Consider the following 13,359-nt stretch of genomic DNA (forward strand, 5'->3'; position numbering starts at 1 on the left):
TGGGCGCTACCATCATGGGCATGGCACTGACCGAATCGGATCGTCGGCTCATCGGATCGTCGCTGTTGTTCCTGGCGTCCCAGGCAAACATGGGCCGCGTCCTCGGCCCCACCGCGCTTACCGTCGGCACGATTCAGGCCACCTTTTCGGCGGACAAGTATCGGAAGATCCTCGACAACCTGGGTCCGGACGAGATCAGCCGGTACCGGCAGCACTACTACTGGGACATGGTGCATCCGTTGACGTTCGCCATCGCGCTCCGGGACGGTGCCCGGGCCCTCGACCACCACCGCCCGCTGACACCCCGCACGCGCAGGCTTCTCGCTGCCGCGCCTGTGATCGCTGCGGCCGGGGATTACGCAGAGAACATCACCGGGCTGTACCTGCTCGACCATCGCAGTCGCATCGACGACACGACCGTTCGTGCCGCGACGACGATCAGCCTCACCAAATGGGTGCTGGCCCTCGGTTGCTTGGGCTACCTGACGCAAGGTTTCCTACGGGTGTGGGGGAGAGCCGGACTGCGGCGGATACGAGGAAAACGGCGCTGACCGGGGAAACTCGCGAGGGCGCCGATTCCGTGAATGATCCGAGCGGCGACAATGAACCGGTGACGATCGCTGCGACAACCTGCTCCGCGCTGTCCGCTCTCGACGAGCCGTTGCCCGGCACCGCCGCAACGGCGCCCGGGTACGTGTGCCTGGAGTTCCCCTCGGGCTGGGGGCGGGACGTTCTCGACGGCACGGCACTCGGCCCGGAACTCGCTGCCGAACTCTCGGCCCGCGCAGATGCGGCGGGGGTCCGGTTCATGTTCATCCGCCGCCCGGGGCGCGACGTGGTGCGTGCGACCCGGACGGTTCTGCTCGCACGCACCGAACCGGGCGCTACGTGGTGCGAGCGCCTCGAGATCACACACCCGGCAGAACTGCTCGACATCGTGCCGCAGGTGGTGGCCGGGCCCGCCCTCGGTCTCGGCACCCCGGTCGGCGAACCGGTCGTGCTCGTCTGCGCCCACGGCAAGCGGGACCAATGCTGCGCGGTGCTGGGCCGTCCGGTCGCTGCGGCGCTCGCCGCCGAATTCGGTGACGCGGTGTGGGAGTGCTCTCACACCGGAGGACATCGCTTCGCCCCGTCGATGATTCTCCTGCCGACCGGTTACACCTATGGGCGCCTCGATGCCGCACAGAGCGCAGACGCAGTGCGCGCCGCGACAGCCGGCCGGGTATATCTCCCGGGTCTTCGTGGACGCAGCACGTGGGATGCGTCGGGCCAGGTTGCAGAGATCGTGGTGCGCGCGCTCACCGGCGCCGACGAACTCGACGACTTCACCGTCGATGAGGCCGCTGTCCCGGTCGTGCGTCACCGCGACGGCCGGGCATGGCGAGTCGAGATGGACAAACGCGACCTACCGCCGCGGCCGGCGAGCTGCGGTGCCGCACCCAAACCGGTGTATCCGGTGGTGGCAACCCGGGTGACGCCGATCGTTGGAGGGTTCGACCGGAGCTGATCCCGGCCACGCGGGCGAGAACGTGCAGTCCGCGCCGGCATCTATCGAACTCACGCGAATGCGTAGCCAATCGGTTACGCTTTTCGGTGTGGAGGGAGCGCGAGCGATAGCGGACCCGGTACGCCGGGAGATTCTCGAGTTGCTTCGCGCTGCACCGCTGTCGGCCGGGGGGATCGCGCAGCGCTTTGCGATCAGCCGGCCCGCCGTCAGCAAACACCTCCGGGTCCTGATCGAGTGTGGCGTGGTCGAGGTGACCGTCGACGGTCGCCGGCGCATCTACACACTGCGTACGGAGCCGCTGGTGGAAGTTGCCGACTATCTCGACAGGCTCATCGGGCCTGCTCTGCCGCAACGGTTCGATGCCTTGGACACCGAGGTTGCGAGAACCCGGCGTGAACGAAAGGCGGCATCGAACATGCCGAAGTTCGAGAACGGAAGGAAGAGAGCATGACGACTCCGAAACCGACCGGAAAGCTCGTGAACGGTTCCGAAGGGCTCGACCTCGTAGTGACGCGCACACTGCCCGGCTCTGTCTACGACGCCTGGGCAAGCATCACCGAACCCGAGCGCACCGCGCGGTGGGTCGGACGATGGGAAGGTACCGGCGCCGTCGGCGAAACGATCAGGGTGCAGATGGGTTTCGAGGAAGGTGCGCCCTGGGAGGACGTCGAGATCACCGAATGCGATGCCCCACATCGACTCGGCCTCCGGACGATCTCCGAGCAGGGCGCGTGGGACGTCTCGTTCGAACTGTCCGAAGACGGGGAGCGATCCGAGATCCGCTTCGTGCACCACCGCGTCGCGGCGGCAGAAGTCGGTGATGTCGGTCCTGGCTGGGAGTACTACCTGGACCAACTTGTGGCGTCGGTCTCCGGGGCACCGTTGCGGTCCTTCGACGACTACTTCCCCGCTCAGCGCGAGTACTTCGAGGAACAGACGCGATAACGCACGGAGGAGTGTCGGCGGGAGGCGCGGTGGGCTCGTCGGCCGCTCGTCTCTACCAGTGCACGCCCGGCAGCAGTCGTCCGATCCGCCGCAAGGTTGCGCCTCCGGTCAGTGCCGGAAGCACGCCGAAAGGCGCGGGTGGAGTCGGTTTCCGTTCTTCGGTCTCACCAACGGGTGTACCGGAATCCGATGACGCGTGATGCAACCGGGATCGGACGAGATTCGCGATCGACGGGGCGAAGAGGCTACCGAACTCGGCGAGGGTCGAGACCGGGACGTCGATGCGCGTGGGTCTTTCGATCAGGGCGCGCACGATCATCGCCGCCGCAGCCTCCGGGCTGGCTGCCGGTGCGTCGGTGTACTCGTCGGTGGGTGCGATCATCGGTGTGCGCACGAGCGGCATCCGGACTGTGGTGAAGGTGATTCCGTCGCTCAGGGTTTCTCCTGCGGCGACCTCCGCGAATGCTTCGAGGGCTGATTTGGAGGCCAGGTAGGCCGCGAACCGAGGCGTGCGGGCGGGCACACCCGCGCTGGTGATGTTCACGATGTGCCCGAAGCGTCGCCGGCGCATCTGCGGAAGGAGCGCGAGCACCAGACGCACTGCGCCGAAATAGTTGACCGCCATGGTTCGTTCGAAATCGTGCATCCGGTCCGTCGAGTCGTACAGCCCGCGACGGATCGATCGACCGGCATTGTTGACGAGCATGTCCACGTGCCCGTGGTCCGTGAGGATGGCCGCGACGGTGTGTTCGACGGAGTCGGGGTCGGTGAGATCGCAGGGGTAGGCGTGGCCCCGCCCGCCTCCGGCACAGATCTGCGCGACGACGGCGGCGAGTTCCTCGTCGCGGCGAGCCAGGAGAATCACCCGCGCCCCCTCCTGTGCCACTGCGAGTGCGGCGGCTCGGCCGATCCCCGACGAGGCGCCGGTGATGACTACATTCCGGCCGGCAAGCGGTCCGGGCCCGTCCCCGCGTCGCGCGCGGTTCGGATCCAGATTCTCTTCCCAGTACCGCCAGAGCGCCGGTGCGTACGTCGAGAGATCCGGAACCGTGATACCGCTGTCGCGCAACACTTCCCGGGTTCGCGCGTCGTCGAACACGGTCGGCAGGGCGAGATGGTCGAGCATCACCGGTGGGATTCCGAGACGGTGCAGTGCGAAACGGCGAACAGCGTCGAGCCCGGGCAAAGCTGTCGACGACAAGAGCGTGCGCACGAAACCGCCGGGAACGGTGGCGACCGGAAGCGGGGCTCCCGCCGCGGAAGCGAACGCGGCGAAGACTTCACGCAGCGGTTGGGGCCGGGGAGCGACGAGGTGGAAGACCCGGCCGTCGAGGTGCGGGCGGTGCACGAGTTCGACGATCGCAGCGGCGACATAGTCCACGGGCACCAGGTTGGTGTCGCCCAGATCGGGTACGACGAGGGGCAACCCGGAGGGCAGCGCTCCGAGGCGCGCCACCGCGGGGAAGAAGAAGTACGGCCCGTCGATCTTGTCGATGGCACCGGTGACGGAATCGCCGACGATCGCGGACGGGCGGTAGGTTCGCCAGCGGATGTCGCTTCGGCGCACCGCCTTCTCGGCCTCGAACTTGGTGCGGTGGTATGGCGTCGGGAAGTGCTGCCCGAGGTCGAAATCGTTCTCGGTGAAGGTCCCGCGGTGGTCGCCGGCGACCGCGATCGACGAGACGTGGTGCAACGTCGCGTTGAGTTGCCGTGCCAGCGCGATGACGGCGTGGGTGCCGTCGATATTGGTGGCGGTCTGCTCGTCACCGGCGGTCAGGTCGTAGATGGCGCCGAGGTGCAGAATGTGCTCGGCCTGCGGGATCGTCCCCGGTTCGAGGCGAGCTCGCTTGCCGTCAGGTCTCCGATCAGGGCGTGCAGCCGCGCGCCACCCGGCAGGGAGTCGGCGAGCGCCTCGAGCTTGGTGACGAGCCCCGCCGCACCAGCACATGCACTTCGGCGTCGGGCCGGGTGGCGAGCAGTCGTGCGAGGACCTGCCGACCGAGAAATCCTGTTCCACCCGTGACCAGGTAGGTTGCCATGCCCGAGAACTTACTCTGAGGTAAGTATCGCGGGCCGGAAATCGGGGTCGCGCCCTAGTGGCCCAGCCCGACCTTCTCGTGAATTCGCTTCATCCATGCCGGCGCCCACCAGTTCGCCTCACCCATCAGCTTCACCAGCGACGGCACCAGAAGCATCCGGATGATCGTCGCGTCGATGATGAGCGCGATGATCATGCCGATGCCCAGGAACCGCATGATCGACAGACCGGAGATCGTGAACGCACCGGTCACCACGATCAGCAGCAGGGCAGCCGCAGTGACGACCCGGCCGGTCCGCGCGGTGCCGTATTCCACGGCTTCGACCGTGGTGGCGCCCGCTGCGCGGGCCTCGACCATCCGGGACATGAGGAACACCTCGTAGTCCGTGGAGAGGCCGAACACGACCGCCAGGATCAGGACGACGAATGTCGGCTCGAGCGCACTGGGTACGACACCGATCCACGATGCGCCGTGCCCGAGCTGGAACACCCAAGTCAGCACGCCGAACGTGGCTGCCAGGCTCAATCCGGCCATCAGGACCGCCTTGATCGGCAGCACCACGGAGCCGAACGCGAGGAACAACAGCACCAGCGTCGAGGCCACCATGATCGCGATCATCCACGGCAGAGCGTCGGCGATCGCGGCATTGGCGTCGTCGACGAGCGCGCGTCCGCCACCGACGAGCACCTCCGTTCCGGCGGGTTCGGGCACGGCACGCAGTTCGTCGGTGATGGCACTCGCCCGGGGTGTGCCGTCGACCCCCTGCCCGTACAGCGCTTGCAACACTGCGACGTCGCCCTGGGAACCGACGGTGACGGTCTGCTCGATGCCGTCGAGGGCGGTCGCCGCGCGCGACACCTCACGAACTGCCTCGGCCGACGGGGTCTGTCCGTTGTCGCCGCGCACCACCAGGGTGGCGCCGTTCCCGCTGCTGGAGAAGTCGTCGAGAAGTTTCTGCGTTGCGGCCCGTGCGGGACTGTCTTCCGGGAGTGCCGTGTACTCGATCTCGCCGAAACCGGCCTTGAAGACCGGTGTGGCAAGCACGAGCAACCCAGCGGTGATGACGATCGCGATGGTCGCGGGTCGCCGCATCACGTTCCGCACCACACGACCCCAGAAGCGCACGGCGCGGGCCTCGCTGCGAGCGGACGCCTCCCTGTCCCAGGTCCAGGCGTTGATTCGGTGACCGAGCAGTGCGAGCACGGCCGGCACGGCGGTCAGGGACAGCAGGGCAGCGCTGAACACGGACGCCATCGCGCCCAGGCCGAGCGACCGCAGCACCGACTGCGGGAAGACGAGCATGCCCGCGAATGCGCAGATCAGCAGGGCCGCGGAGAACATCACCGTGCGCCCCGCAGTGAACATGGTGCGTTTCGTGGCGGCGATGACCTCGGCTCCGGCGTTGAGTTCTTCGCGGAACCTACTGACGATGAACAGGCCGTAGTCGATCGCCAGGCCGAGCCCGATCAACGAGGTGATGTTCAGCGCGTACGAGGACACGTCGGTGAACATCGTGAGGAATCGCAGCGTCGCGAGCGAGGAGAAGATCGCAAGGACACCGACGAACACCGGCACCGCTGCGGCGACGACCCCACCGAAGATGAACACCAGCAGGAGGAGTGTCACCGGAATCGCGATCGCCTCCGAGACGATCAGGTCGTGTTCGAGGGTTCCGGTGAACTCCACTCCGACGACGGTCCCGCCGGCGAACTGCGAATCGACTCCGGGAACCTCGAGCATCTCGAGGACCGCCGGGAAAGTAGCGTTCGTGACCCCCGATTCCTCTCCGAGGATGATCGAGGCCGCGACACTGCGCTGGTCTGTGGAGACCAGCAGCTGGTTCATCGGCGGCGGTGCCGTCCAGTAGGTCGAAATGGACGTGACCGTCACCTCGTCGGAGAACTTCCCGAGGGTTTGCTCGACGTCGTCTCGGATGTCGTCGATGGTCTGGCCTTCGGGAGCGGTGTACATCGCGATGATGTCTGCCGTCTGCGGACCGAAGGTGTCGTAGATGATCTTCTGGGCCTGCACGGATTCGCTGCCCGCCACGTAGTAGCCGGTGCCGGAGAGTTTTCCGAACACCCCCACTCCCCAGATTCCGGCAGCCAGGACCACCAACAGGACCGCGGCGAGAACCCACCGACTTCTGGTCACCACGATGTCGGCCCAGCGGTTCATGCACACTCCCGTTTCGGTTGCCTCGGTTACCGAACGGCAACTGTACTGGCGGGAGAATCGAGCGCCACAGCGATACCGGTCATAACGGAAACGGGAGCGCAATCCACCCGGCAGTCACAGCACGGGAGGGCGAAGAGAGAGGCGGACCGACGCGCCCGATGCCTCACGGCGTCTCGCGCAACGTGGCTCCAGCCGGACGGTATTCCACGAAGGCCGTTCATACTGGCTCCGGGGCGTACTGACGCGCCGATCCATGCGGTTCCAACACGGCCACCCCGGGATGTATTCCCCGGATAATTCCGCTGGTCATCAGCCGTGCGCGCCGTGCCCACCGGTGGATGAGTGATCGGTGACGCCGTCCACCCGGGCCGCATCGTCCGGACCCACGACGACGAACTGTCCCATCATCCCGCTGTCCTCGTGCCACAACAGGTGGCAGTGATACATGTAGGGCATCGCGGGGTCGCTGTGCTCACCGAACCGCACGAGAAGGCGCACCGTCGAGTTCGGGGGTACGAACACCGTGTCCTTGCGTCCGGCGAGGAGGGGACGGTCGTTTCGGGTGCCCGTCGCATCGACAACCTTGAATTGAACGTCGTGAATATGGAAGTTGTGGTGGGTGGACGACGCGTTGCGGACCTCCCACATCTCGGTGGCGCCGGCGGGAACCACGTCGTCGATGCGGGTCATGTCCACGGTCCTGCCGTTGATCATGTTCGTCCCGTTCAGATCGATGCGGCGGGTGGTGCTCGGCTCACCGAGATCCTCGAACGTGATGAGGCGTTCCGGCAGCGCTGCGGAGCTTTCGAGGACGGTGGCCGTGCGTAGTTCCAGAATGTCGAAGCTGTCGTCGCCGCCGGAGAAGCGGCTCTGGAAGAAATCGGAACCGAGCGCCGGCGGGGTGCTGCGAAGGACATCCCGAGACCCGGGCACAGGACGCACGACGATCTCGGCGCGCTCGCCGGGAGAGAGCTGAACGTTGCGTACGGGGGTGGGACGTTCGAGCAGGCCGCCGTCGGTGCCTACGAGAGCGAACTCCTGACCGGACTCGAACGAGAAGTCGAAAACCCGTGCGTTCGACGCATTGAGCAGTCGCAACCGCACTACTTCGGTCGTGACATCGAGAAACGGCCCGGGCGTGCCGTTGACCAGGATCTCGTCTCCGACCGTCCCGGAGATCCCGAAAACGCCGGGGTTCTCGTCGAGCTGGTCACCGTCGAACTTCTTGTCCTGGACGATCAGCGGAATGTCGTCGACCCCATACGTCTGGGGCAGGGCCCGAGCGCCGGGGGTGGTCGGGTCGGCCGGATCATCCACCAGGAACATCCCCGCGAGGCCTCGGTACACGTGTTGCGCGGTGGCGCCGTGGAGGTGCGGGTGATACCAGAGCGAGGCAGCGGGCTGGTCGATGGTCCACGTCGGGGACCACGTGTCGCCGGCGTCCACAACCTGATGGGGGCCACCGTCCATCGCCGCGGGAAGACGCATGCCGTGCCAGTGCACGGTGCTGGTTTCGCCGAGCTGATTGGTGACATCGACGCGAACCTTGTCGCCGCGCGCGGCGCGGAGGGTCGGGCCGAGATAGGAGCCGTCGAAGCCCCACGTCCGAGTCGCCGGGCCGTGGCCGAAATCGCTCGTGCCACCCTGCAGCGTCAGATCGAATACGCGGGTGCCGTCGGCGGTCACGGTGCCGGTCTCCAGCGGAGGGATCTGCAGTGGCCGGTCGAAGTCGACCCGGCCGAGCGTGTCCACGTCGGCCGTCGTCCACGTGTAGGCCACCACGGAGGCGCCGGTCGCAGCCGCCACCAGGACGAGGGCGAGTGCCGCCACGACCAGCCGCACCAGAAGTTTCATACTCACCATGCTCGTCCGCGGCACGACGCGGTACCTCCGGTGTGATACCCGATCTTGCCCTCGGGGAGAACCCCGAAGATCACCCGCTGCGCAGGCGCAGCCGTCCGTTTTCCCGCGGCGGCACTAGGGTTTTCGTCATGCGAATTCATCTCGGCCCGGACCACGACGACTACCTCGCTGCGGCGATCACCGACGGTGGCGCCACGGTGTCGTCGCTCGAGGACGCCGACGCCGTCGTCTGGTACGGCAGTGCGGAGGACTTCCCCGCCCTGCCCGAACGGGTGCGCTGGGTGCAACTCGCCTACGCGGGCATCGAACCGTTCTGCCGTGCCGGCCTGGTAGACCGCACCAGGGTGTGGACGAACGCGTCCGGGGTCTATGCCGACAACGTGGCCGAGTACGCGGTCGGAGCCCTGCTGGTCGGCCTACGGCAATTCCACACCGCCGTCGCGGCGAACCGGTGGAGCAAAGATCACATCGATCCCCTCGTCCGCCCGCTGCACGGATCGATCGTGGCGATCGTGGGATGCGGGGGAATCGGCCGGGCGATGATTCCGAGACTCCGTGCCTTCGGGGTGGAGGCCGTCGCGGTCACCCGTTCCGGACGTCCGGTCGACGGAGCGTCGGTGACGTTGCCGGCACACCGCACCTCGGAGGTGTGGACGATGGCCGACCACTTCGTCGTTGCGGCGCCCGCGACCGCCGACACCGACCGGCTGGTCGGCGCTGCGGCGTTCGATGCCATGCCGGATACGGCGTGGCTGGTGAATGTGGCGCGCGGCAACCTGGTCGACACCGATGCGCTGGTCGATGCATTGCGCGCGGGCACGATCGCCGGGGCGGTGCTCGACGTGACCGAACCCGAACCGCTGCCGGACGGGCATCCGCTGTGGGCACTCGACAATTGCGTGATCACCCCGCACGTCGCGAACACTCGGAGCGGTCTGACCGCCACCTTTGCGCCGACGCTCCGTGAGAATGTGCGGCGGTTCATCGCGGGGGAGGACCTCGTCGCGCGCGTCGATCCGTCGGCAGGCTACTGAGCTCTCGTGTCGCGCAGGTCTTCGACGGTCTGACAGCATTCCGTTCTCACACGGAGCGTTCCGCAGCCTTCTTGATGGCGTCGAGCCGTCGGTCCCATCCCGAGCCCACCGCTTCCAGCGCCCTGCCCACCGCGCTCAGCCTGGAACCGGCTGCGGAGAAACGGAGTTCGCGGCCGACACGTTCGGACGTCACCAGCCCGCAGTCTTCCAGTATCGACAAATGCTTGGCGATCGCTTGACGCGAGACCGTGAATTCCCCCGCCAGACCCGACGCGGACGCCGGGGATCGGGCGAGTCGTTGCAGCAGTTGCCACCTCGTGTCGTCCGCGAGTGCCGCGAATACGCGAGTCGGGTCGGTTACTGTGCCCGCGTCGGAGCCGCCGTCGTCGAACGTTCCCGTTTTACTGTGCGGCAACGATTTTCCTGCCCTCCAGGTGCTGTCGTGCGAGATCGAGTTCGATGGTCCACCCTTCGACGTTCCCCTCGTACTTCGCGCGACGCTCGGCGGCGTCTCCGGGAAGCGACTCGAAGCCGGTTTCCGTCACATGCAGGACGGTGGAGGAGTCGGAGACGGCATCGACCCGGAATTCGACGAGCGTGGACGGGCTGTCGGGGTCGGTGCTGTCGGCCAACCAGCGGAACGCTGCGTAGTGCGGTTTATCCAGCGCCACCGTGCGGAACAGGAAGGCGCCGTGGACGGGATCGTGGACGACGGTGAGGTCGCCGTCGCGTTCGAGTCGGTGTTCGGTGATCGTGTGGTCGTTGATGTACCACCCGGGTTCGGCTACGAGTTCCCAGACCCGTGCGGCCGGTGCTTCGATGGCGATCTGTCGTTCGATGCGGTCGAGTTCGTCGGTCATGACGTCTCCTCGTTCGATGCGATCGGGGTGCAACCCCATGGTTGCACCCCGATCGTCTATCGGCAACCCCTTGGTTGCAGTTGAGCCGACGCACCCAGTTCAGGACGGGGGAAGTACGTCGATGGTGCCCTGGCACACGGCGTTCTGTGGATTGATGAACCACCACCCCGCGCCGGTCTGGAGCGTGACAGTGAAGTTGATCGTTCCGGACCCGGTGAGGGTGCGGTTCACCGGGACGCTCGGCTTCTGTTTCCACGCTTCCTGATCGCTGACGCTCCGTCCGGACTGACCGGTGCTGGTGTTGTGCCAGTCGACCAGCACCTGCGTGCCGTACCAATTCGGTCCGATACTCGGGATGAGACCACCAGGAGGAGTGGGCAAGTCGTTGTTGCCGCTGAGCAGGAGAGATGGCAAGAACTCGCCCTCGCCGCCGGGACGGGACGCCCCCGACGAGGCGGTGACGGTCCAGGTGAACGGCGGCGCCCAAAATAGCGGGTTGGCGCTTCCGCACGTCATGGTGGTGGAAGTCGGCGCGGCGTGTGCTGCCCCGACGTTTCCGACAGTCATCGCAACACCCAACCCCGCTGCCATGACTGCCGCCGCACCCACGCGGCGAAATGTTCGTTCGGCCATGTACATACTCCGTTCGATCGCAGGAAACAGAACACGCCATTCCTATCGAATATGCGAGGCGTCCGGTCGCATTCCGTACAAATCGACCTGCGCTGAACCGTGCGCGCGGGATTGTCGACGGGAGCGGCAGTCGCGTAACTTCGCGAAACCTGGCCCAGTTGTCCGGTGGGATCGGTCTTTTCGATCCGCACACTTTCTATGCCAGGATGGCCCCACCAATGCCACCGCAATCCTGCATGGGAGGGATCATCGCATGCCGACCATCGAAGAGCGCTTAGCGAGACTCGAAGCCCTCGAAGAGATCCGGATGCTGAAGCACCGCTACTTCCGCGCGAGTGATGCGAAGGATCCGGTGGCGATGCGTGCCTGTTTCGTCGCCGACGGCGCCGACATCTACTACGGGCCCGCGCTCGGGAGGTTCGACGACGCGGACGGACTGGTGGACGCGTATTCCCGGATCGCGCTTCGGCGCGTCGACGATCGCTACGTCATCCTCGATATGCATCACGGGATGCACCCCAGCATCCGACTCATCGGCCCGGGCGCGGCGACCGGCGCCTGGACACTGCGATTCCGGCAGGTGGACGTGCAGGCCCGGACCGAGCGGGTCACCGCGCTGGACTACGACGACGGCTATGTGGTCGAGGACGCCGAGTGGAAGATCGCGAAATGTCATGTGCGCGTCCTGTGGTCCATCGAACGCACCCTCGCCGACGACGTGAAAGTGATTGTGTGACATGACCGAAAGCGCACCGGAGCGGAAAGTAGCCCTTGTCACCGGCGGGAGTCGCAGCGTCGGTAAGGGGATCGCCTGCGCACTCGGTTCCGACGGGTGGACCGTCTATGTCACCGGTCGTGGGCCTGTCGGTGCCGGTGGACCGCTCGATCACACGGCCGACATCGTCACCGAGCGCGGCGGTCGCGGCATCGCGGTGCAGTGCGATCACCGTGACGACGGGCAGATCCACGACCTCTTCACCCGCATCACGGACGAGCAGAACGGCAGGCTCGACGCGCTCGTGAACAATGTGTGGGCGGCTCCGAAAGGCTTCGCAGGTTTCACCGAGCCGTTCTGGAAGCGACCCATCGACGACTGGGACAGCCTGATCGGTGTGGGTCTGCGCGCGCACTACGTTGCTACGGTGGAGGCCGCCCGGATGATGGTGCCGCGCAGCAGCGGCATGATCGTCAACATCTCGTCGTTCGGCACTCGTGCTCACCTGCATTCGGTGCTGTACGGCATGTCGAAAGCCGGCCTCGACAAGATGGCCGCCGACATGGCCGTGGAACTGCACGGCACCGGGGTCACCACGCTGTCGCTCTGGCCGGGCCTGGTCGAGAACGAGGCCATGCAGGCGCGCGGGCTCGACAACTTTCAAGGCTTCCCGTTGGCCAACGCCGAGACACCCGAATTCATCGGCCGTGTCGTCGTCGCCCTGGCGGGCGATCGCGAGGTGAACGGCCGGAGTGGATCGACCCTCATCACCGCAGAGGTGGCGCTGGAGTACGGGGTCGTGGATATCGAAGGAAACCAACCGGATTCACATCGCGCCGTGTTCGGTGGCGGACCGGTATTCGGCAGTTGAACACGAAGTGCGTCACCCCGGCGTGCACGTCGCTCAGCGCGGTCGGCTTCAGTCCAGAGTCCAGACGGCGAGGGGAGTGGAGGCGTCGGTGCCGACGAGCACGATTTCGGTGAGGTTCGTGCCGGAGGGGATCTCGAAGAGGAGACTTCCGTGGCGTCTCTCGCCCGAGGACAGGGTCCCTGAGCCGAGATCGTCCTCGAGTCCCACGGTGGAGGCAACGTAGATGTCTCCCCCAGGGGTCCGAACCGAGAAGTACACGGTGCTGTAGGAGAACTCGCCCGATCGAGTATCGATCTCGACCCACACGGTGTAGCCGGCGCCGTGGAGGGGCACGGGCGTTGCCGGATATTTCTCTATTCGGGGGTATGGGAGGGCTGCGAAGTTGGACACGGTGACCCCTGCGGTGCCCGTGACCCCTTCGGTGGGTCCGTTCATCTCTTGGGAGACCGTGACAGTGCCCCCGATCGATACGGTCGGAACGCCGGAGTCGGGGAGGGGCTTCCGGTCGGCGCGATCTTCGATCGAGGGGGAGGACTGGGCCGGTGCGGATGACTCGGACCGAGTGTTTGCGCAGGCTGTGAGGGGTAGAAGTGCAACGAGCGTGGCGGCGACGACGAGGAGGTGCTTTCTCATTGTTCGGACCTTCTTTCCGGTTTACCTCAGCGCACGAGGACCACTGACCCGCGACTCCAGCGAGGACCACAGGCGAAATCG

General features: G+C 66.3%; 13 protein-coding genes and 1 pseudogene. 7 read left to right on the plus strand and 7 right to left on the minus strand.

The genetic code is table 11. The features are described from left to right. The first annotated feature begins 20 nt into the window (after positions 1 to 20). From HF886_RS04080 to HF886_RS04095, 4 genes are all read left to right on the plus strand, one after another. Positions 21 to 551 (plus strand): hypothetical protein, encoded by a 531-nt coding sequence (locus HF886_RS04080; RefSeq protein ID WP_169619906.1) that lies wholly within the window; start codon positions 21 to 23, stop codon positions 549 to 551. 59 nt (positions 552 to 610) lie between these two features. Then, complete coding sequence (locus tag HF886_RS04085; RefSeq protein WP_346765056.1) at positions 611 to 1,507, plus strand: sucrase ferredoxin; 897 nt, start codon at positions 611 to 613, stop codon at positions 1,505 to 1,507. A gap of 88 nt (positions 1,508 to 1,595) precedes the next feature. Further along, positions 1,596 to 1,958 carry a metalloregulator ArsR/SmtB family transcription factor gene (locus tag HF886_RS04090; protein WP_346765292.1) on the plus strand — a complete coding sequence of 121 codons (363 nt, stop codon included), beginning with the start codon at positions 1,596 to 1,598 and terminating at the stop codon, positions 1,956 to 1,958. After that, positions 1,955 to 2,452, plus strand: a complete 498-nt coding sequence (locus HF886_RS04095; protein ID WP_169619903.1) for an SRPBCC family protein — start codon at positions 1,955 to 1,957, stop codon at positions 2,450 to 2,452. The genes HF886_RS04090 and HF886_RS04095 overlap by 4 nt, the downstream gene beginning before the upstream one ends. Before the next feature lie 52 nt (positions 2,453 to 2,504). Here HF886_RS04095 and HF886_RS04100 read toward each other — a convergent pair. From HF886_RS04100 to HF886_RS04110, 3 genes and pseudogenes are all read right to left on the minus strand, one after another. Next, positions 2,505 to 4,491: pseudogene (locus HF886_RS04100) on the minus strand (SDR family oxidoreductase). Positions 4,492 to 4,545: 54 nt separating this feature from the next. After that, positions 4,546 to 6,669 (minus strand): MMPL family transporter, encoded by a 2,124-nt coding sequence (locus HF886_RS04105; protein ID WP_169619901.1) that lies wholly within the window; start codon positions 6,667 to 6,669, stop codon positions 4,546 to 4,548. A 309-nt stretch (positions 6,670 to 6,978) separates the two neighbouring features. Next, positions 6,979 to 8,532, minus strand: a complete 1,554-nt coding sequence (locus tag HF886_RS04110; RefSeq protein ID WP_169651817.1) for a multicopper oxidase domain-containing protein — start codon at positions 8,530 to 8,532, stop codon at positions 6,979 to 6,981. Between the two features lie 128 nt (positions 8,533 to 8,660). Between HF886_RS04110 and HF886_RS04115 the strand changes: the two genes are divergently transcribed. Then, positions 8,661 to 9,566: a D-isomer specific 2-hydroxyacid dehydrogenase family protein gene (locus tag HF886_RS04115; RefSeq protein ID WP_169651645.1), complete on the plus strand. Its 906-nt coding sequence runs from the start codon at positions 8,661 to 8,663 to the stop codon at positions 9,564 to 9,566. Positions 9,567 to 9,612: 46 nt separating this feature from the next. On the opposite strand, the gene HF886_RS04120 is transcribed toward HF886_RS04115, so the two are convergent. The 3 genes from HF886_RS04120 to HF886_RS04130 all read right to left on the minus strand — a co-directional run bounded on the left by HF886_RS04120 (position 9,613) and on the right by HF886_RS04130 (position 11,059). Next, positions 9,613 to 9,981, minus strand: coding sequence for a metalloregulator ArsR/SmtB family transcription factor (locus HF886_RS04120; protein WP_169651646.1), 369 nt, complete (start codon positions 9,979 to 9,981; stop codon positions 9,613 to 9,615). Next, on the minus strand, positions 9,968 to 10,426 hold the full coding sequence (locus HF886_RS04125) for an ATPase (protein ID WP_169619898.1): 459 nt from the start codon (positions 10,424 to 10,426) through the stop codon (positions 9,968 to 9,970). The genes HF886_RS04120 and HF886_RS04125 overlap by 14 nt, the downstream gene beginning before the upstream one ends. Positions 10,427 to 10,525: 99 nt before the next feature. Continuing rightward, the gene (locus tag HF886_RS04130; RefSeq protein ID WP_169651647.1) at positions 10,526 to 11,059 is read right to left on the minus strand and encodes a hypothetical protein; all 534 of its coding nucleotides are present in this window, start codon (positions 11,057 to 11,059) and stop codon (positions 10,526 to 10,528) included. Between the two features lie 253 nt (positions 11,060 to 11,312). Between HF886_RS04130 and HF886_RS04135 the strand changes: the two genes are divergently transcribed. Together HF886_RS04135 and HF886_RS04140 are read left to right on the plus strand one after the other, a co-directional pair. Further along, a complete protein-coding gene (locus HF886_RS04135; protein WP_169619896.1) occupies positions 11,313 to 11,795 on the plus strand; it encodes a nuclear transport factor 2 family protein in 483 nt (160 codons plus the stop codon). Position 11,796: 1 nt separating this feature from the next. Then, positions 11,797 to 12,645: an SDR family NAD(P)-dependent oxidoreductase gene (locus tag HF886_RS04140; protein WP_169651648.1), complete on the plus strand. Its 849-nt coding sequence runs from the start codon at positions 11,797 to 11,799 to the stop codon at positions 12,643 to 12,645. A 48-nt stretch (positions 12,646 to 12,693) separates the two neighbouring features. Here the strand turns inward: HF886_RS04140 and HF886_RS04145 are convergent, their stop codons facing one another. After that, a complete protein-coding gene (locus HF886_RS04145; protein ID WP_169619894.1) occupies positions 12,694 to 13,080 on the minus strand; it encodes a hypothetical protein in 387 nt (128 codons plus the stop codon). Between the last annotated feature and the right edge of the window lie 279 nt (positions 13,081 to 13,359).

Source organism: Rhodococcus sp. 105337 (assembly GCF_012844225.1).
In the GTDB taxonomy this organism is placed as follows: domain Bacteria; phylum Actinomycetota; class Actinomycetes; order Mycobacteriales; family Mycobacteriaceae; genus Rhodococcus.